This is a genomic window from Vibrio sp. 10N.261.51.A3 (genome assembly GCF_041471965.1).
Classification (GTDB): Bacteria; Pseudomonadota; Gammaproteobacteria; order Enterobacterales; family Vibrionaceae; genus Vibrio; species Vibrio crassostreae_C.
The window spans coordinates 14816-33813 of sequence record NZ_JBFRPK010000091.1 but is presented as its reverse complement, the minus strand read 5'-3'; the positions used below and the strand labels follow the sequence as shown (position 1 = coordinate 33813).

Genomic DNA, 18998 nt, shown 5'->3' with positions numbered 1-18998 from the left:
GGTGTTCATGACACGCTTACTTTCTATGTAATACGTTTAGCTATTTATTACTCAGTAATTGAAATCTAGATTAGAATCCGAATCGAGCCGACATTAAGATTTGGTGGCCATATGTGCCGTTATTGCGCATATCAAGACCAACAGACAGTTGATCAGTTGAATGGAAACGAGCACCGATACCCAAAATTGAACGAGTGTCATCGTTGTCGATCAGTTGACCAAGGCGTGCGTTAACTTCAACGTTTGCCATTAACCAAGCTCTCAAGCCAATGTTGATTTCTGTTTTGATGTGGTTATCGTCATTACGTTCAATGTTGTGCAGTAACATTTGGCCAGTAACGTCAGCAAATTGATTTATTGGGCCGTTGAATCCCATACCTACCGCTGCATCCCAATCACTTTCAAATTCTGAATCGATACGAGCAACAAAGTGAGAGTTCTGAGTGAACATTGTTGTGACTTCACCACCGAAAGTACTTGGGCTAGTACCCATGCGCAGCTCGAATGTGTTGTAGTTAAAGTTGTTTGCAGACGCAGAGAATGAACACAGTGCAGCGAGTCCTAAAAGGACAGTCTTATTCGTGCAACCTAGCATGGTGACTCCATATAAATTGTATTTTGCGGCAGTATAATACAAAAAAGCCTGCAATATGCAGGCCAATTATTTGAAGTCGGTATTTTTATATTAATCGCTTATAGAATCTGGATGTGGTCCACTTCGATTTCAGGTGTCTTACCACCTTCATATTCACCGAAGATACGAACTTTTGTATCAGCGGTCAGTGGTTGTGCTAGGCGGATATCATCATCAAGTTCGATTTGAATTTCACTCTGGCCATCAGAGAAGACAAACGTGTCATTCTTAAGTTGACGAACGATCTTGCCATCCACAATTGCTTCTTGCTCTGCGAACATGCTTGTGTCGGCAAGTAGTGTCGCAACAGAAACGGTTTCAATTGGGCCAGTATAAGCAATAGCGCTTTCGTGCTTGTTGCTGTTGTGGTCACTAGCCATTGCGAAAGTAGGAGCAAGGATAATAGTAGATGCGATAGCTAATACAGTTTTTTTCATGGTGAATCCCTTAATGTTGTTTTTAGTAGAAACGTTTTTCTGAATTTGAAACGTTTCTTTTCGTTAGTACGTTTTTTGTTGAAGCGCCTGTTATCGTTCACAAGCTTCGTTTCGATGGAGCTATTAAACAACACTGGGGTTGAATCCAGAGTGAGTAACACATTCATTTTCCATTCATTTTATTGAGCATCTACTCGGCAATGACGTTAAGATGGTCGCAGAGAAATATTGCCCACAGCTATAAATTGAAAATTAAGAAATTAAGAAATTAAGGATTTAAGTACAAATGCGAGCACCATTAAGTGCCCTTATGGTTCAAGGGACAACGTCAGATGCCGGAAAAAGTGTTTTGGTGGCAGGTTTATGCCGTGTTTTGGCAAGGAAAGGAATCAAAGTGGCACCTTTTAAGCCACAAAACATGGCGTTGAACAGTGCTGTGACAAAAGATGGTGGCGAAATTGGCCGTGCTCAAGCGGTTCAGGCGCAAGCTTGTAATATAGAGCCAACCGTTCACATGAACCCTGTATTGCTAAAGCCCAACTCAGATACCGGCGCGCAAGTGATTTTGCAAGGCCGAGCGCTGAGCAACATGGAAGCGACGGGTTATCATGATTACAAGAAAGTGGCGATGGATACAGTTATCGATTCGTTTGACCGACTTTCTGAAGAATATGAAAGCGTGATGATTGAAGGTGCGGGGAGCCCAGCCGAAATCAATCTTCGTGAAAATGATATCGCTAACATGGGATTTGCTGAGAAAGCGGACATCCCTGTGCTCATCGTTGCTGATATTGACCGTGGTGGCGTTTTTGCGCATCTCTACGGGACATTAGCTCTATTGTCTGAATCTGAACAAGCTCGTGTAAAAGGCTTTGTGATAAATCGTTTTAGAGGCGATATCGCACTGCTTCAATCTGGCCTAGATTGGCTAGAGGAAAAAACCGGCAAGCCAGTCATTGGTGTTTTGCCATATCTGCATGGTTTTAACTTAGAAGCGGAAGATGCCATTACCTCTGCTCAAGAGTCTTACGGAGAAGCTAAGCTTAAGGTGGCGGTGCCAGTGCTAACCCGAATCAGCAACCATACAGACTTTGACGCGTTAAGATTGAATCCTTCGATTGATTTACGTTATGTCGGTAAAGGCGAACGTGTAAACAATGCTGATTTAATTATCTTGCCGGGTACAAAGTCGGTAAGAGCAGATTTGGATTACCTAAAAGAACAAGGCTGGGATAAAGATATTCAACGCCACCTGCGCTTAGGCGGCAAAGTGATGGGTATCTGCGGTGGCTACCAAATGTTAGGTAACATCATCCACGATCCTGATGGTGTTGAAGGCGAGCCGGGCAGTAGTGAAGGGTTAGGTTACCTTGATGCTGAAACCACGTTAACGCAACAGAAAACGTTAACTAACGTGCTTGGGACTTTAAGCCTAAATGGACAGTCGGCACCAGTAAAAGGGTATGAAATTCACGTAGGTAGGACTGATGTCAATGAAATGGCATTACCGGTTCAGTTAGAATCTGGCAGCTTTGATGGCGCGATAAATTCAGATAACTCGATATTTGGTACTTACTTGCATGGTGTATTGGATAACAGTGGTGCGCTATCACTGATTTGTGAATGGGCAGGGGCTAATGAAGTAGCATCGATTGACCACGAACAACTGAAAGAGTTGGGTATTAATAGAATCGCGGACGCCATCGAAGAGCACTTAAATCTTGACCTGCTTTGGCCTGAGTTGAAACAAACTGGTCTAGATATCAAAAGAACAACAGATAAGTGAGAGCAATGAAAAAACTAGTCACTCTTTTAGCGGTAGCGTTAACCACTTCGTTGAGTTCCACTCATGCTTTGGCTACCGAGAAACTACGTGTTTATGCGGCATCATCGATGACCAATGCGGTTAATCTGTTAGTTGAAGAGTTTGAGAAAAACCATTCTGTTGATGTTATTCCTGTCTATGCCAGCACATCTTCATTGGTGCGACAGATCGAAAGAGGTGCGCCAGCTGACATATTTATCTCGGCAAATGAAAAGTGGATGACTCATCTAGTCGATCGAAACTATGTTTCTAGTGACAATGTCACAAATCTATGTGAGAACGAGCTTGTGCTAATCTCTCCAAAGGAATATTCAATTTCATTTGATATTTCAAAAGGTGAACAGTGGTCTGAACTTCTTGATAATGAAAGACTTGCGGTTGGCAACACCATGTCGGTTCCTGCTGGTATTTACGCAAAAGAAGCGTTAGAAAACCTGGATGTATGGGACGATGTGAAGGATCGATTAGCACCAAGTAACAACGTTCGTATGGCGTTAGCCTTGGTAGAGCGTAGTGAAGCAAAACTTGGCATTGTCTACAAAACGGATGCGTTGCTTTCTAAGGAAGTAAACCTGGTATCGACGTTCCCAACAGATTTACATACACCAATACGTTACCCTGTAGCGAAGTTGAGCGATAAAGTCGTTGCAGAAGAGTTCTATACTTTCCTCAATAGCGAAAAAGCGAAAGACACCTTGAACAGTTTTGGATTTGAAGTGCGTTAAATGATGTATTTATCTGAATACGAATACCAAGCCTTAATGCTGAGTTTGAAAGTCGCTGGGTTTGCCATCTTATGGCTTATTCCGATCGGCATTGGCTTGGCGTGGTTGCTCGCTAAGAAACAATTTGTTGGTAAAAGCATTGTTGAGAGTATTGTCCATTTGCCTTTGGTACTTCCCCCTGTGGTCATTGGCTATTTACTGTTAGTGATGATGGGTAGGCAAGGTATCATCGGCTCGTGGCTCAATGATGTGTTTGGTATTGTATTCAGCTTTAGTTGGAAAGGTGCGGCACTCGCTTGCGTGGTTGTGGCGTTGCCGCTGATGGTTCGCTCTATCCGATTGAGCCTAGAAACCGTCGACAGTAAGCTTGAAGAGGCCGCTGCTACATTGGGCGCTTCACCTCTTCGTGTGTTTTTCACGATCACTTTACCCTTGATGATCCCAGGGGTCATTACCGGCACCATGCTTTCATTCGCAAGAAGCCTAGGGGAGTTTGGCGCGACCATCAGCTTCGTTTCAAATATTCCCGGTGAAACTCAAACCATTCCTTTGGCTATGTATACCTTTATTGAAACCCCTGGCGCTGAAATGGAAGCCGCGCGTTTGTGTGTCATTTCTATTGTGATAGCGCTGGGTTCATTGATGCTATCTGAGTGGCTCAACAAAAAGTCAGCACAACGCTTGGGAGGCAATGCATGAGTGCTTTGATCCTCCAATATCAACAACAACTTGGTGAAACGTTCTTTGATATCGACTTGGAATTACCAAGTAGCGGCATTACGGCAATTTTTGGTCGTTCTGGCGCGGGTAAAACCTCACTTATCAATGCAATCAGTGGCCTTAAACAGCCCGATAAAGGTCTGATCAGCGTATCTGGAACCACACTGTTCGATAGTGAAAATGGCATTAATTTGCCGACTCACAAACGCAACGTCGGTTATGTGTTCCAAGAGTCGCGATTGTTTCCACATATGAAGGTGGCAGCGAACCTTAAATACGGTATGAAAAGCGTCGATCAAGCGCACTTTGAGCAAATAGTCTCGCTGTTGTCTTTGGGTTCATTGCTTGACCGATACCCAGCTCGTTTGTCTGGCGGTGAGAAGCAACGTGTGGCGATTGGCCGCGCTTTGTTATCAAAGCCGAGCATTTTGTTGATGGATGAGCCTTTAGCGTCTCTCGACTTGCCTCGTAAGCGCGAAGTGATGCCATTTCTGGAAAACTTATCCGAAACCGTCCAAATACCGATCATCTATGTCACCCATAGCCTCAATGAAATTTTACGCTTGGCAAATCACCTTGTGATTATTGACCAAGGCAAAGTGATTTCGTCGGGTGTGACGGAAGAGGTTTGGGCATCGAGAGCCATGCAACCTTGGCAATCTTTCTCAGAGCAAAGCTCGTTGTTTGAAGCGACATTAGCGGAACACAATGACGATTATGCGCTGTCTCGCCTGATGCTAGGAAAGTCGACGTCGTTATGGGTTCAGAAAGTATCGAGTGAGCTTGGTACGACAGTGAGGCTGCAAGTTAGGGCAAATGATGTCTCTATCACGCTAGAACGGCCGAAAGGGACTTCTATACGTAACATCCTTCCTGTCACCATTAAAAGCGTAGAGACGCACCAACAAGGCACAAATAAGCAGAGTGTCGAGGTCGAGCTAGAGTTAGAGTCTGGGTGCTACCTATGGGCAACCATTACATTGTGGGCGCTGGATGAGTTAAATCTAGAAATCGGGCAGCGTGTTTTCGCTCAAATTAAAGGTGTGAGTGTTGCTCAAAGAGATATCGCGGTAACGCATTAAACCTGACAAGGTCAGTTTTTCGATATTGCCGCGATACTGCCTGTTATAGGTTCTGAAAATTCGATCTTGATTCCATGAATGGATACATGCGTCATTCTTATACGGTATAACTGCCAGTTTTGCGCCACACTATATGAGTGTTAAAGCATATGATTTGTCGAATCATATGAACATTAGCAACAAGAACATACAGACGTAACGATCGACGAAAGAAAATAGCGGATATAAAAAAGCCGCGTGTTTAAAGAAACATACGGCTTAATTCTAAGTAGTACTGTTAGCGCTTAGCCTAGTTTAGGCGACTAGCGACTTACTTAGTAAAAACTTCTTTGAAATCACGCTTCAAGATTGCATCACGACGAGCTTTCTTGATTTGTTTAACCATGTCTTTTACACAGTTGTGTAGAACTTGGTCTAGCAGTTGAGCACGGTACTCTTCTTTTTCTTCGTCAGACATGTCTTCTGGAAGTTTAAGAGTAGGGAACTCTTCCATCACGTTAACACCAGCGAAAGCTTGGCTAACTGAGATTAGAGCGTGGAACTGCTCGAAGTTGTCTAAAACATTTTGTGCGCTTGCTGGAAGACTATCCCAAGCTTCGCGTACTGCTTCTTCAGACACTTCGTGAATAGAAGTAACCATAAAGTGCATCTCTTTTGGTACGCCATCAAATTCGATAACTTGACGAAGTTCTGGTGAGATGGTGGTTAAATCGATTTCTTGTTGTTCGTTGTTTGTAGCGTCTGACATAGTATTTCTCTTTAAAAAGAAACAATGCTAAAAAGATCTGTAAAAAAGTCAATATAATATAGAGATTAGGGCATGATTTAAGCCCAAATTTGAGCTACTTTGAATATTCAACACTAGATAAAGGTGATGTGATGATAGAAAAGGGATCTTCAATGCGCATATTGCTGGTTGACGACGTTCAACTAGACAGGATGCAACTTGCTATCCGACTCAAGCAACTGGGTCATATTGTAGAAGCTGTCGGTAGCGGAAAAGAAGCCCTGAGTGTTTATTCTGATTTTGATCCTGAACTCGTGTTACTTGATATCAGCATGCCTGATATGGATGGTTTTGAAGTGGCGAATGAGGTTCGAAGCCGATTCCCAGAATGGGTTCCCATCATCTTTCTTAGTGGTCACGAAGAACCTGAGATGATCGCAAAAGCGATTGACGCTGGTGGCGATGATTACCTGATCAAGCCAGTAAACAAGGTTGTTTTGAATTCTAAGCTGATTGCGATGCAACGTATCGCGCACATGAGACGAGAGCTAAAACAAAGCACAGCCAAACTCGAAGAACTGAACATCCTTCTGCAGCAACAAGCCAACGAAGATGGCCTGACCAAATTGTATAACCGTCGATATATGGATACTAAGCTTGAAGAGAGCATAGCGTGGCACGGAAGACGTAATATATCCATGACAGTCATACTTCTAGATGTAGACTTCTTTAAGCCTTACAACGATAATTATGGTCATATTCAAGGGGATAAGTGCTTACAAGGGCTTGCTAATACCTTGAAACAGCTGTTTGTTCGTGCGGGAGAGTTTGTCGGTCGTTATGGCGGTGAAGAGTTTGTTCTGATTCTTAGCGACACAGACAGTGAAGGCGCTAAGGTACACGCGACTCGAGTTAAAGAGGCATTGCATGAGATGAACTACGCTCATGACCACTCAACGGTATCGGATAGAGTGACAGTGTCACAAGGTGTGTTGTCATTTGTACCAGAAGGTGGCGAATCTATTGCGTCTATTTACGAAAAGGTCGATCAAGCGCTTTATCAAGCGAAGCAAAGTGGTAGAAATACCTTTGTACAACGTAACATTTTGGAGCTTGCGCGTTAGTTGGCGAGCTCTTTTAGATATTTGAATTTATACTTCTAATAGCGTTTGAGCTAGGAAGTGCTTTAAGTGATAAAAGAAATGCCACATTCGAAGTCATTTTCTATGACTAACACATCTTGGACGCTTGCGGTTCCTCTATTTTTTACCGCTTTGGCGACCACTGTTAATGCCAATACGCTATCTGATCTTTTTCGAAAGGATCTAGAGCAGAGCTTTGCCACCAGTGTATTGCTCAACGACACCGATGTTTTCACTTTTGGTATCAATAACTTTGACCCCAATAAAGTGTTTAGTTTGGACAATGAAGACATCGGTTCGAATGATTCGGTAAGTCGTCGCCAAAACATCACTTCCCTGAGTTTGCCTTACACATTTGAATTACCAATTTACATCGAAGACAACCATCAAGAGGTGACGCTACGCTTGTCTGCATTGCGAATCGAGAACGATGTCGAGTACGCGGCAGCAAACAGAAACGATTTTCAAAAAGAGTCGGTAGTGTCTGGCTACGTCGAATTCGCGAATGTGTCCCAGCTAGACGAATATTGGAGCTTCAGCTCTGCAATCGGTAACCACATCTCTTACTACCGCAATGATTATGAATATCGCGCTTCGTTGCTAAAGCCTATTCAAGACCAACTGGATGGCGTATATCTCAATACTGATGCTTGGGCTTACATCATCGAGCCTAAAATCAAGCTGATGTACGAAGATAAGAATGACTGGGGAAAGTATAAATTGAGCACCAGTTGGCATTACTTTAATGGCATCGGCTGGGGCGAGGCGAATAATGGCAATGTCGGTCATCCTGAAGGGTGGTATATCGCCAATGAAGCCAAGGTTTTCTATGATCTCGTGCGTTGGGATAAGAACATCACTTCGATGTACTCGAGTATAAGACGAATTGATATTGGTGGTGACACCGTGGCATCTATGGGCACCACATCTTACTACGAGGGCAGTGTTGGTTGGTTGCTTAACCCAAACCTGTTTAATGAGTGGGTCGATAACGTGGGAATAGGTTTTACGATTAACTACGGAAGTAGCTTAAAAGGTGGCAGCTTGGTTATATTCTTCAACCAAGATTAAGCTCTTTTTTCCAGTTAAGCCCATACGGTCTCAAATCAATGAGGCTCGTTGAACTTGGAAGTGATAGTTATTGAAGCAGTTCGCTATTAATGGCTTAAGCTATTTAGATCTCTAGTACTTAATATCTTTAGCTTTTAACCATCGTTAACGGTCAATACATAATTTGTTTCGACCGGTTTCTTTCGCTTTATACAGCGCTTGGTCAGCAAGCTTCAATACCTCTTCAGGATGTCTGGTGGTTGTACTATCAGACAATCCAATACTCACCGTCACATTCACCACTTCCGATGGTTTATCGTTCTTGCCACGCTTTTTCATACCCACTTCATGATCGTCGGGGCGCTCATGGCTATTCCGAATCGTCATGTCGTAGTTTTGAACTTCGGAAATCAGAGCTTGAAGGTGCTCTTTAACTTGTTCCGAATGTTTGCCTTTGAAGATAATCGTGAACTCTTCTCCACCATAGCGATAAGCTTTAGCGCCGCCTGTGGTTTCCCTCAGAATACGCGCCACCAGTTTTAACACATCGTCGCCAATGTCATGGCCGTAGGTGTCGTTGAATTGCTTAAAGTGATCGATATCGACCATCGCCATCGAATACTTACGCCCTAAGTGCTTCATATCGACTTCTAAGGCGTGTCGACCTGGAATGTTAGTCAGTTGGTCATTAAAGGCCATATCATGACTAGCAGACATCACATAGACGATGATCAGTGTGCCTGACAGCGAGAACATGGTGCTCGAGATGTACTGAATATCGAAGAAGATGAACGTACAAGAAGAAAGCAGGATAGCGCTATAAACCACAACATCGATAGAGCGGTTATACACCAACACGAGAATGGCAGTAAGGCCAAGCAAGCAAAGGCTATACAACACCAAAACAAAAGGCAGTTTGGAGAAGTCTCTGACAATAAATAGAAGACCATCACTCCATGATTCAAAACCGCCGGCATGGAAGTGAGAGACGATCAATTGTGCCCACACCATAAACAGAACAAGAACGATGGCGTAGAGCAGCATCGACTTTGAGTTTACGCCGTTATCAGGGAAGGCATAAACAAGTAAGCAAGTGACAGGTACTAATGCCGCAAGTAACGAGAGCTCTAATAGCGTTGTGCCAGTATTGAGAGGCGTTTGTAAGCGAACTTGGATGATCAGATAAGCGACAAGCATGGTCACCGATACCATCGCCATTCGACCTTGTCTGAACGTATGGCATAGCAGAACCGCAACGCTCAATAAAATGTAAGGGAGGTTGCTAGCAAACCCTAAATTTGAGTCCGTCACGAGAATGACGTTGTCCATACCAACGAGCAAAATTGTTAACAGGACTAAAGGGAAGCAAAATCGAAACATGCTCGACGTTACAAAAGATGATGCCATTTATGTGGTGAGCCTAACTATATTGATGATCTTATTATTTAATACTATGCGTAGGATACGGTTAAACAAGCGATTGCCAAGCTTTTTGCCTAAATTAGAGCAAAAACATAGTCATAGGTCGCTATTGGTGCAATCATTTTTATATGTATTTTGAGTTGCTATTAACCTTAGAACGAACTACACAGTATATATGAGAAATTAATTAGTCGTTATAGATACTTAACAAAATCTGCTCTGCTGCTCTTACGTTGGCGCTGTCACTTAAAGGGCTTGATGATCAGTTATCATTGAGTGACCTTTTCATTAAGCGACGAAGAACTGTAATGAAGTCAGAGTAAGATTAAATAATGCCTAAGTTTCAACTATGGACAGTAAAACCTATAACTGAGTTATAGAAAGCTATTAGGAATTGCATGGTTTCAAGTGACTTTAGAAACGACTGCGACTAGAAAAACCGCTACAAATGGAGGTGTGGTATGCAAATTAGTGTTGATGTACATAACTATATGGAAACTCTGGTCGGTCATGTATTGGCTACCGAGGAATATGTGTCTAGTTATACCAACGAACAGTTGGCCGATCTCGCGTGCTTGGCTTTGGGCCAGCTAAAACCTATCTATATTCGTTTTGATATCGATTTTCTGTCAGCATTGCCAGAAGACAAATTGGTGCTCTATAAACGCAATAGTGAGATCGCGGTCAAAAATGCAGAAAGTATGATTATTGACGATCGAAGACGTGAACGTGACGACAATGTGCCTGTTATATTTAGTCAACACAATTTTGACGATGACGTAGAATTGCAATGGTATGAAAAGCCGTTGTTGAACCGTAAACAGTCATGATAGTTTAGGGTGAATACGGTCATTTAAGGAGTAAAAAAACGTGGGATTCTTTTCTAGATTATTTGGTGGCAAAGAAAAAACCGAACAAAAAGTAGAGATTGAGCCAGTCGAATATAAGGGTTTCAATATCTATCAAGATGCCATTGCAGAATCTGGTCAATACCGTGTTGCTGGGCGAATCGAGAAAGAATTCGATGGTGAAATCAAAACTCACCGTTTTATTCGTTCAGATGTTGTTTCAAACAAACAAGATGCCGATGAATTGATGCTCAAAAAATCGCAGATGTTCATCGACCAAATGGGCGACAATATATTTAGCTAACCAATTAGGGTTAGAATTGATGTTGGTCATAATTTAGAGAGCTTTCAGTGTATATGCTGAAAGCTCTTTTTAGTTTTAGGGACAAAGAACAGCTAGTAGGTTGTTAGTAAAAGGATTATTTGCAAGTGGTTTGACCTCTTGGTTCGAGACGGTCGTCATTTATCCAAATGAAGCGCTCAAACTCCATCCAAATCGTTATAAGTAATAACTTTTCCTGTTCTTTGAACAAAACGCTTGAAGTATTAGTTGTCGTTAGATACAAACGAATAAGTCATTCGTGCCAATAGTCAAGGAATAGCTATGCAAATTGGTGTACCAAGAGAAACGCTCGCTGGTGAAACGCGAGTCGCTGCTTCGCCGAAATCGGTAGAACAGCTTCTAAAATTAGGATTTGAAGTTTGTGTTGAATCACAAGCAGGTGCGTTAGCAAGTTTTGAAGATGCAGCTTATGAACAAGCTGGAGCAAAAGTTGTCACCGCAGATGAAGCTTGGAAATCCGATATTATCTTTAAAGTTAACGCTCCGATCGTTGACGAGTCTAAAAATGAAATCGATCTTCTTAAAGATGGCGCAACATTGGTCAGCTTTATTTGGCCTGCCCAAAATCCAGAATTAATGGAACAATTGTCCAGTCGTAACATCAACGTGATGGCGATGGATTCTGTACCACGAATTTCAAGAGCTCAGGCGTTAGATGCATTGAGTTCTATGGCAAACATCGCGGGTTATCGTGCTGTTGTTGAAGCGGCGCATGAGTTTGGTCGATTCTTCACGGGTCAGATTACGGCTGCGGGTAAAGTTCCGCCAGCAAAAGTACTGGTTGCAGGTGCTGGTGTTGCTGGCCTAGCGGCAATCGGCGCTGCGGGTAGCTTAGGTGCAATCGTTCGTTCATTCGATGTTCGTCCTGAAGTTAAAGAACAAGTTGAGTCGATGGGTGCTGAATTCTTGGAAGTGGATTTCAAGGAAGATACCAGTGCTGGTGACGGCTACGCAAAAGAGATGTCTGAAGCATTCAATAAGAAAGCGGAAGAGCTTTATGCAGCTCAAGCAAAAGACGTTGATATCATCATTACAACGGCGCTGATTCCAGGTCGCCCGGCTCCGAAGCTGATTACCAAAGAGATGGTAGACAGCATGAGTGCAGGTAGTGTGATTGTAGACCTTGCGGCGGCCAATGGCGGTAACTGTGAATACACGGTTGCGGATCAAGTCATTACAACGGCTAATGGTGTGAAGGTGGTTGGTTACACTGATATGGTTGGTCGACTGCCGACTCAATCATCTCAACTGTATGCAACGAACCTAGTTAACCTTCTGAAACTGCTTTGCAAAGAGAAAGATGGCAACATCAAAATCGACTTTGAAGATGTTGTTCTGCGTGGTGTTACTGTCGTTAAAGAGGGCGAGGTCACTTGGCCAGCTCCACCAATTCAAGTTTCAGCTCAACCACAACAAGCTAAGCCAAAAGCGGCCAAACCAGAGCCTAAAGTTGAAGAACCTGTTTCTCCAATTAAGAAAGTGGCGGGTATGGCGGTAGCTGTTGGTGCATTCGCTTGGGTAGCTTCGGTTGCTCCAGCTGCGTTCTTATCTCACTTTACCGTTTTTGTTCTCGCTTGTGTGGTGGGTTATTACGTAGTTTGGAATGTAAGCCATTCTCTGCATACGCCTTTGATGTCCGTGACTAACGCGATTTCAGGCATCATTGTAGTAGGTGCACTGTTACAGATCGGACAAGGAAGTGGCGTCGTCACGTTCTTATCATTTATTGCCGTATTAATTGCAAGTATCAATATCTTTGGTGGCTTTACCGTGACCAAACGTATGCTTGAAATGTTCCGTAAAGACTAAGGAGTAACAGATGTCTGAAGGATTAGTACAAGCAGCTTATATTGTTGCTGCTGTATTTTTTATTATGAGCTTGGCTGGGTTATCGAAACAGGAATCTGCGCGTGCAGGTAACTATTACGGTATCACGGGTATGGCAATCGCGTTGATCGCAACGATCTTTGGCCCTCACTCTGCTGGTATTGTGTGGATCATCATTGCTATGGTGATCGGTGGTGGTATTGGTATCCACTACGCAAGAAAAGTAGAAATGACTGAAATGCCAGAGCTGGTTGCAATTCTGCACAGCTTCGTAGGTATGGCTGCAGTACTTGTAGGTTACAACAGCTACATCGATCCACCTGCTGCTGTTTCTATCAACCCTGCAGATATTCATGCAGAGCACGTTATCCATCTAGTGGAAGTGTTCCTTGGCGTGTTTATCGGTGCGGTGACGTTCACGGGTTCTATTGTTGCGTTTGGTAAGCTTCGTGGCGTTATCTCTTCGTCTGCATTGAACATCCCTCATAAGCACAAGTGGAATCTAGCGGCTATCGTAGTTTCTACACTGCTGATGATCATGTTCGTTAAAGCAGACGGCAGCATGTTCGCACTAATGGTGATGACACTTATCGCATTCGCATTCGGTTACCACCTAGTGGCATCGATTGGCGGTGCAGATATGCCAGTAGTTGTCTCTATGCTGAACTCGTACTCTGGTTGGGCAGCAGCAGCGGCAGGTTTCATGCTTGCAAACGATCTGCTTATCGTAACTGGTGCATTGGTTGGTTCGTCGGGTGCGATTCTGTCTTACATTATGTGTAAGGCGATGAACCGCTCTTTCATCAGCGTTATTGCTGGTGGATTCGGCCAAGAAGTGGTTGTGTCTGATGGCGATGAAGAGCAAGGTGAACACCGCGAAACATCAGCTGAAGATGTGGCTGATATGCTGAAAAACTCTAAGTCAGTAATCATCACTCCTGGATACGGCATGGCAGTAGCTCAAGCACAATACCCAGTGCATGAAATCACTGAGAAGCTACGAGCGCAGGGCATTAATGTTCGATTTGGTATCCACCCAGTTGCTGGTAGGTTACCGGGTCACATGAACGTACTGCTTGCTGAAGCGAAAGTGCCTTACGATATCGTTCTAGAAATGGACGAAATCAACGATGACTTCGATGAGACAGATACTGTATTGGTAATTGGTGCGAATGACACCGTAAACCCTGCAGCACTTGAAGATCCAAACAGCCCAATTGCTGGTATGCCAGTACTTGAAGTTTGGAACGCTCAGAATGTTATCGTATTCAAGCGTTCGATGAACACAGGTTACGCCGGTGTGCAAAACCCACTGTTCTTCAAAGAGAACACGCAGATGCTGTTTGGCGATGCTAAAAAGAGTTGTCTAAGTATCTTAGAACATCTATAGAGATCACCTCTAAACAATCTGTAACAACTCGATAAGGAGCTCATTTGAGCTCCTTTTTTTATCTTACGAAAGCGACTCTATGTGTGATCTCAGTTGATACGAAGTTGACGAAGCCTGATGCAAAACTTGTCGCAATTGAGGTTTGGCTTGCCAATCAGCCTACTAGTACATATGTACAATGTGGCCGTAATATATTGGCCTTTATCTCTGTAGCTCGCCATTCTCAATGTTTCTCATGCGGTTAAAAATTTATCTTTGATAGCGAATGGTATATATTTGGTTGATCTATATGAATTTGCGTTGGTTTGTGATCATCAAAAGAACATTTACTCTTCTTATCGCTACGTTGTCTGTGTCTGCAAACGCATTTGCTGACTCTTTACCTGAGCGTATCGATAATTTCACCAAACTCTTTGATCATGAAACGGCAATCGAATCTTACGATATTCGAGTGCTACAGGCTGATTATCCAACAGGTTTGATCATGCCGTCTTCTATGCTGCCACAAACAGCAGAGTACCCGTTAAAAGACATTCAGCGCTTGTACCAGTTATCAAAAACCTGTAGTGGTAAACTGCCGTTAAGCCCTTTGATTACTGAGCCTTTAGTTTTTACTCGTGCAATGTGTAAAGGCACCAAGCTTTCTGACCGTTGGTTTAGCCGTAGTGGTTTGATTCACCCTGGCGGAGGTTCTTATGCGGCACGATACGTTGAGAAGTACCCAGAAAAATTCGACTCTCTGAAGCGCTTTATGCATATTCAAGAGCGACCAAACACCGAACACGATGAACTACTGTCTCGCTTGCAACAAATGGATAGCGAAGCAATCACCGCGCTGTTAGCGGGTGCCAGTATGTTTGTTGAGCTTGATGAGATGTGGGTAAAACGCGGCGACAGATATTACCTGTATAAAAAATCAGTCTGGAACGAAAATGCCACGCTTGCTGGGTTATCGTTTAGCTTGTCTTCAGAAGGTAAAAGCTGTTTTGTCCAGCGTGGTAATGTGTGTTGGGAAATAGAAGATCATTCAGAGCTTCTGCAAGTCGCCATGTTTATCTTGGTTATTGCCAACATCATGCTTGTCTTAGGTTGGGCGATTTACCGCTGGAACAGCAAGAAACAAGAGATGAAGAGTCGCATGCTGGTTCTTCAAATCCTAACGCACGAATTAAGAACGCCGATTGCGAGTTTGTCATTGACGGTGGAAGGGTTCAGGCGTGAGTTCGAACACTTACCAGAATCGGTATATGATGAGTTCCGTAGGCTGTGTGAAGATACACGCCGTTTAAGACAGTTGGCGGAAGCAAGTAAAGATTACCTGCAATCAGATAATCAACCGCTCGCAACAGAGTGGGTGCCAAGTGTTGAAGAGTGGCTCCAATACAAAGTTGAAGAAGACTTTGCGCCGGGGATTGAACTCCGTGTAAACAAAGATATAGCTGCAAAAGTGAACGTATATTGGTTGGGAACGTGCATCGATAACCTAATCAGAAATGCCGTGAAATACGGTGTGGCTCCAGTAATTCTAGAACTGAATACTTCTGACAAGAAGCTGACATTCAAAGTTATAGATAATGGAGACTTGTCTCGCAAAGATTGGGGGCAACTAAGAAAGCCATTCGTAAGTAAGAGTGGACTCGGTTTAGGTCTGACGATAGTGGAATCTATGGTTGGAAAAATGGGCGGTCACATGACGCTTATCGGCCCCCCAACAACATTTATTTTGGAGATACCTTGTGAAACAGACATTGCTTCTCGTTGAAGATGATAAAAATTTAGCTGACGGTTTATTAGTTAGCCTTGAGCAAGCTGGATATGAATGTTTGCATGCAGAACTGATCTCTGAAGTTGAAGGCTACTGGGAACAAGCGGATCTAGTGATTCTAGACCGTCAACTTCCTGATGGCGACTCAGTAGATTCACTTCCAGGTTGGAAGAAAAAGAAAGATATCCCAGTTATTTTGCTGACGGCTCTCGTGACAGTAAAAGACAAAGTAGCGGGCCTAGATTCAGGTGCAAACGACTACTTAACAAAGCCATTCGCAGAGGCTGAGCTATTTGCTCGAATTCGTGCTCAACTTCGCCTGCCAGATTCTGAAGAACAAGATGCATCAAAAGTTATCGCTCAGAATCTTGTTATCGATAAAGCGACACGTGAAGTGTTTTTCAATGAACAGGAAGTAACGTTAACGCGCACTGAATTTGACCTTCTACTGTTCTTGGCAAGTAACCTTGGACGTGTGTTTACACGTGATGAACTGCTTGACCATGTATGGGGTTACAACCATTTCCCAACAACACGTACGGTAGACACGCACGTTCTGCAACTAAGACAGAAACTGCCGGGTCTAGAAATTGAAACGCTGCGTGGCGTTGGTTACAAGATGAAAGCGTAATGAGAATAGTCTTACTTCCACTATTAATGTTTTCTTGCGTAGCGAATACCGCGCAAGCAACGGATTGGTTTAAGAGCAGCGATGCTCTGACTCAAGTTCATAAACATCTGCTAGATAATGATTTACCTCAGATGTTTGACTCATTAGTGGAAGTTTGGCAAATCAACTCGTCTCAATCACGAGAAGATCACCTCAATGAACTGTTCGATCAAGCATTGAACAAAGATTGTGGTAAAACTCTCACCAGAAAAACACTCCCAGATTGGATTAGTTCAGTCGTCGTTAAAAGACACATCATTCAAAGCCCTGGCCGAGATACCTTTCGTGTATCGATTAATGTTGAATCCGAAAACAACATTCAAGACATTACCTTCGAGAAGTGGGTCGATAAGATCGTTTCTTCGGACAGTGAGTTAACCAAAGACAGTGAAGTGGTTAACAACGCATCGGTGAGTCTATACCGCAAGCGTTACAATTTAGCCTCTCAACTTGAATCCGGTTTATACCGTTTAAGCGTTAAAGGTGATGGCGGAAAGTCTTGGAGCACTTGGGTTGTTTTGGGTGAAGTTGCCATGCGTCAACAAGTTCGCTGGGCATCAAAAGACACGTGGCGAATCGATAAAAAAGAACTACTCAATCCTTATTGTCCGCTCCCTAAGCTCGAAATCGGTTTGTACGATTACGTTGATGAACACTATGAACAGGTCTGGGGCAAGAGCTACGAATCTGATTATCCAATGAACCTTACTGGTGAAGAACTTCCTAATGATCGCTATGTTTTAGCGGTTTCAATGGTGCATTCACGCTGGCAAGGCGACATAGCGATAGAACAAGCACAAACTATCAGTAAAACTTATGATATTTCTAGCGAAGAAGAGTTAAAGTAATTTAAAATTGTGCCGTTAACTATGTAAGGGATCTAACAAAGATAAACGGCATGAAAAAAACTACAAAACTACTCGCAGCGTCAATTGCATTCGCCAGTCTTCCTCTTTCAGCAGCAAACTACGCCATTGAAGCGCGTGGTGATGCGATGGGTGGTGTTGGTGTTGTTTCAGCAAACTTCCTAACTGCTCCATTCTATAACCCAGCACTTGTTGCGATTTATCGTCGTAATGATGACATGGGAATGATCACGCCAAGTTTTGGCGGTAATTATAATGACCCTAATAACTTAGTTGATGATATCGATAATTTAGTTGACAGCATTGAGTCAGGTACTGTGACTGGTTCTGATCTAGATGCTCTTAATGGTGATAGCCTGAATGTTGATTTAGGTGGTGTTGTAGCATTCGCTCTACCAAATCAGTATATTGCAGCAAACGTATTTGCAAAAGCATACACTGAATCATTTGTAACCCCTGATACATCTAGTGACGCTGCTAATAGTGACTTGGTTAATGCTGAGTTAACTGCTGTTAAAGCTGTTTCTATTGGCATTATGGAAGCTGGTATATCATTAGCAAAATATCAAACGTTCATGGGACAACATTTGTCGTTTGGTATTTCTCCAAAACTCCAAAGAATCTATACGTATAACTACATTGCCTCGGCACAAAACTACGATCTAAGTGATGTTCGAGAAAACGACACCGCGGAAACTACATTTAATATTGATGCAGGTGCGCTTTGGTTTTACGGCCCATTTAGAGTGGGTTTTTCTGCAACGAATATTATAGACCGTGAGATTGAAACTAAATCCGTTAGCCAACAGCTAACAAGCAGCACAGGGGCTACAAGAACAGTAACATCGAGTCATTCTTATAACCTGGGGCCTGTCTACACTGTTGGTGCGGGGATCGTTTCTGATTACTTTACGTTGAGTGTTGATTATGATTTGAATGAAGCAGAGAAGTTTACTTCGTTCGAAGACAACGAACAGATGATTCGTGTTGGTACTGAAGTCGACCTGTTACGTCAGCTTAAGCTAAGGGGAGGGTATTACAAGAACCTGGCTTACTCTGATTCAGAAGGAACAGTGACAGCTGGTGTTGGTATCTCGCCATTGAACTTGTTTCAGCTAGATCTAAGTGCTAACTACACAAATGAAAATGCAATGGGTGCATCAATCAATTTCCTTGCTAGTTACTAACAGTCCTTATATAGTTCTGCTCATAAATAAAGGAGCAGAGCATGCTAAACGACTTACCAACCCTTTCTCACGAAGAACAACAGAAAGCTGTTGAACGAATTCAAGAAATGATGACCCAAGGCATCAGCACAGCGCAAGCTATCAAAATCGTTGCTGAGCAAATTCGTGAAGAAATGAGTAATAAAGAAGAGTAGGGCATCAGCCCTTCTTTTTTAACCCTTAGTGCACTATAACTAAATATATTACCCTCTAGTATATTATCTCGTACATACCAACTCTTTAGCTACCCTGAATTCCCGACCTATCCAAACCATTAAATTCTTTTTATTCAGTAAGTT

General features: G+C 43.1%; 19 protein-coding genes. 15 read left to right on the top strand and 4 right to left on the bottom strand.

Annotated features, from left to right (window positions below):
- Positions 1-70 precede the first annotated feature (70 nt).
- Both AB4371_RS19800 and AB4371_RS19795 read right to left on the bottom strand, forming a co-directional pair.
- Positions 71-595, bottom strand: a complete 525-nt coding sequence (locus tag AB4371_RS19800) for a hypothetical protein (protein WP_102394374.1) — start codon at positions 593-595, stop codon at positions 71-73.
- 98 nt (positions 596-693) lie between these two features.
- Positions 694-1071, bottom strand: coding sequence for a YgiW/YdeI family stress tolerance OB fold protein (locus AB4371_RS19795; protein ID WP_017060114.1), 378 nt, complete (start codon positions 1069-1071; stop codon positions 694-696).
- Positions 1072-1357: 286 nt separating this feature from the next.
- Between AB4371_RS19795 and AB4371_RS19790 the strand changes: the two genes are divergently transcribed.
- Genes AB4371_RS19790 through modC form a run of 4 tightly spaced genes read left to right on the top strand, consistent with a single transcriptional unit; the run spans position 1358 to position 5423 of the window.
- Positions 1358-2857: a cobyric acid synthase gene (locus AB4371_RS19790; protein WP_372150544.1), complete on the top strand. Its 1500-nt coding sequence runs from the start codon at positions 1358-1360 to the stop codon at positions 2855-2857.
- Between the two features lie 5 nt (positions 2858-2862).
- Positions 2863-3621, top strand: coding sequence for a molybdate ABC transporter substrate-binding protein (modA, locus tag AB4371_RS19785; protein ID WP_086714037.1), 759 nt, complete (start codon positions 2863-2865; stop codon positions 3619-3621).
- Positions 3622-4320 carry a molybdate ABC transporter permease subunit gene (gene modB / locus AB4371_RS19780; RefSeq protein ID WP_017060110.1) on the top strand — a complete coding sequence of 233 codons (699 nt, stop codon included), beginning with the start codon at positions 3622-3624 and terminating at the stop codon, positions 4318-4320.
- Positions 4317-5423 carry a molybdenum ABC transporter ATP-binding protein ModC gene (modC, locus tag AB4371_RS19775; RefSeq protein WP_372150543.1) on the top strand — a complete coding sequence of 369 codons (1107 nt, stop codon included), beginning with the start codon at positions 4317-4319 and terminating at the stop codon, positions 5421-5423. Before modB ends, modC begins: the two co-directional genes overlap by 4 nt.
- A gap of 310 nt (positions 5424-5733) precedes the next feature.
- Here modC and AB4371_RS19770 read toward each other — a convergent pair whose 3' ends face one another.
- Complete coding sequence (locus AB4371_RS19770) at positions 5734-6171, bottom strand: DUF3069 domain-containing protein (protein WP_017060108.1); 438 nt, start codon at positions 6169-6171, stop codon at positions 5734-5736.
- Positions 6172-6302: 131 nt separating this feature from the next.
- On the opposite strand from AB4371_RS19770, the gene AB4371_RS19765 reads away from it, so the two are divergent.
- Together AB4371_RS19765 and AB4371_RS19760 are read left to right on the top strand one after the other, a co-directional pair.
- Complete coding sequence (locus AB4371_RS19765) at positions 6303-7274, top strand: diguanylate cyclase (protein ID WP_170967997.1); 972 nt, start codon at positions 6303-6305, stop codon at positions 7272-7274.
- A gap of 78 nt (positions 7275-7352) precedes the next feature.
- Positions 7353-8363 carry a Solitary outer membrane autotransporter beta-barrel domain gene (locus tag AB4371_RS19760; RefSeq protein ID WP_372150542.1) on the top strand — a complete coding sequence of 337 codons (1011 nt, stop codon included), beginning with the start codon at positions 7353-7355 and terminating at the stop codon, positions 8361-8363.
- 144 nt (positions 8364-8507) lie between these two features.
- Here the strand turns inward: AB4371_RS19760 and AB4371_RS19755 are convergent, their stop codons facing one another.
- A complete protein-coding gene (locus tag AB4371_RS19755; protein ID WP_372150541.1) occupies positions 8508-9749 on the bottom strand; it encodes a GGDEF domain-containing protein in 1242 nt (413 codons plus the stop codon).
- A 476-nt stretch (positions 9750-10225) separates the two neighbouring features.
- On the opposite strand from AB4371_RS19755, the gene AB4371_RS19750 reads away from it, so the two are divergent.
- The 9 genes from AB4371_RS19750 to AB4371_RS19710 all read left to right on the top strand — a co-directional run bounded on the left by AB4371_RS19750 (position 10226) and on the right by AB4371_RS19710 (position 18854).
- Positions 10226-10594, top strand: a complete 369-nt coding sequence (locus AB4371_RS19750) for a late competence development ComFB family protein (protein WP_017060104.1) — start codon at positions 10226-10228, stop codon at positions 10592-10594.
- 40 nt (positions 10595-10634) lie between these two features.
- Positions 10635-10916 carry an HlyU family transcriptional regulator gene (locus AB4371_RS19745; protein ID WP_004731023.1) on the top strand — a complete coding sequence of 94 codons (282 nt, stop codon included), beginning with the start codon at positions 10635-10637 and terminating at the stop codon, positions 10914-10916.
- 300 nt (positions 10917-11216) lie between these two features.
- Positions 11217-12764, top strand: coding sequence for a Re/Si-specific NAD(P)(+) transhydrogenase subunit alpha (gene pntA, locus AB4371_RS19740; RefSeq protein WP_136974587.1), 1548 nt, complete (start codon positions 11217-11219; stop codon positions 12762-12764).
- Between the two features lie 10 nt (positions 12765-12774).
- On the top strand, positions 12775-14172 hold the full coding sequence (gene pntB / locus AB4371_RS19735; protein ID WP_017064580.1) for a Re/Si-specific NAD(P)(+) transhydrogenase subunit beta: 1398 nt from the start codon (positions 12775-12777) through the stop codon (positions 14170-14172).
- 289 nt (positions 14173-14461) lie between these two features.
- Positions 14462-15934, top strand: a complete 1473-nt coding sequence (vxrA, locus tag AB4371_RS19730; RefSeq protein ID WP_102320830.1) for a sensor histidine kinase VxrA — start codon at positions 14462-14464, stop codon at positions 15932-15934.
- Positions 15909-16568, top strand: coding sequence for a response regulator transcription factor VxrB (gene vxrB, locus AB4371_RS19725; protein WP_017060099.1), 660 nt, complete (start codon positions 15909-15911; stop codon positions 16566-16568). Before vxrA ends, vxrB begins: the two co-directional genes overlap by 26 nt.
- A complete protein-coding gene (locus AB4371_RS19720) occupies positions 16568-17455 on the top strand; it encodes a DUF2861 family protein (RefSeq protein ID WP_372150540.1) in 888 nt (295 codons plus the stop codon). The genes vxrB and AB4371_RS19720 overlap by 1 nt, the downstream gene beginning before the upstream one ends.
- A gap of 50 nt (positions 17456-17505) precedes the next feature.
- The gene (locus AB4371_RS19715) at positions 17506-18660 is read left to right on the top strand and encodes a conjugal transfer protein TraF (RefSeq protein WP_017069084.1); all 1155 of its coding nucleotides are present in this window, start codon (positions 17506-17508) and stop codon (positions 18658-18660) included.
- Between the two features lie 41 nt (positions 18661-18701).
- Entirely contained in the window at positions 18702-18854 is a 153-nt protein-coding gene (locus AB4371_RS19710; RefSeq protein ID WP_004731009.1) for a YoaH family protein, read from the top strand.
- Positions 18855-18998: the final 144 nt, after the last annotated feature.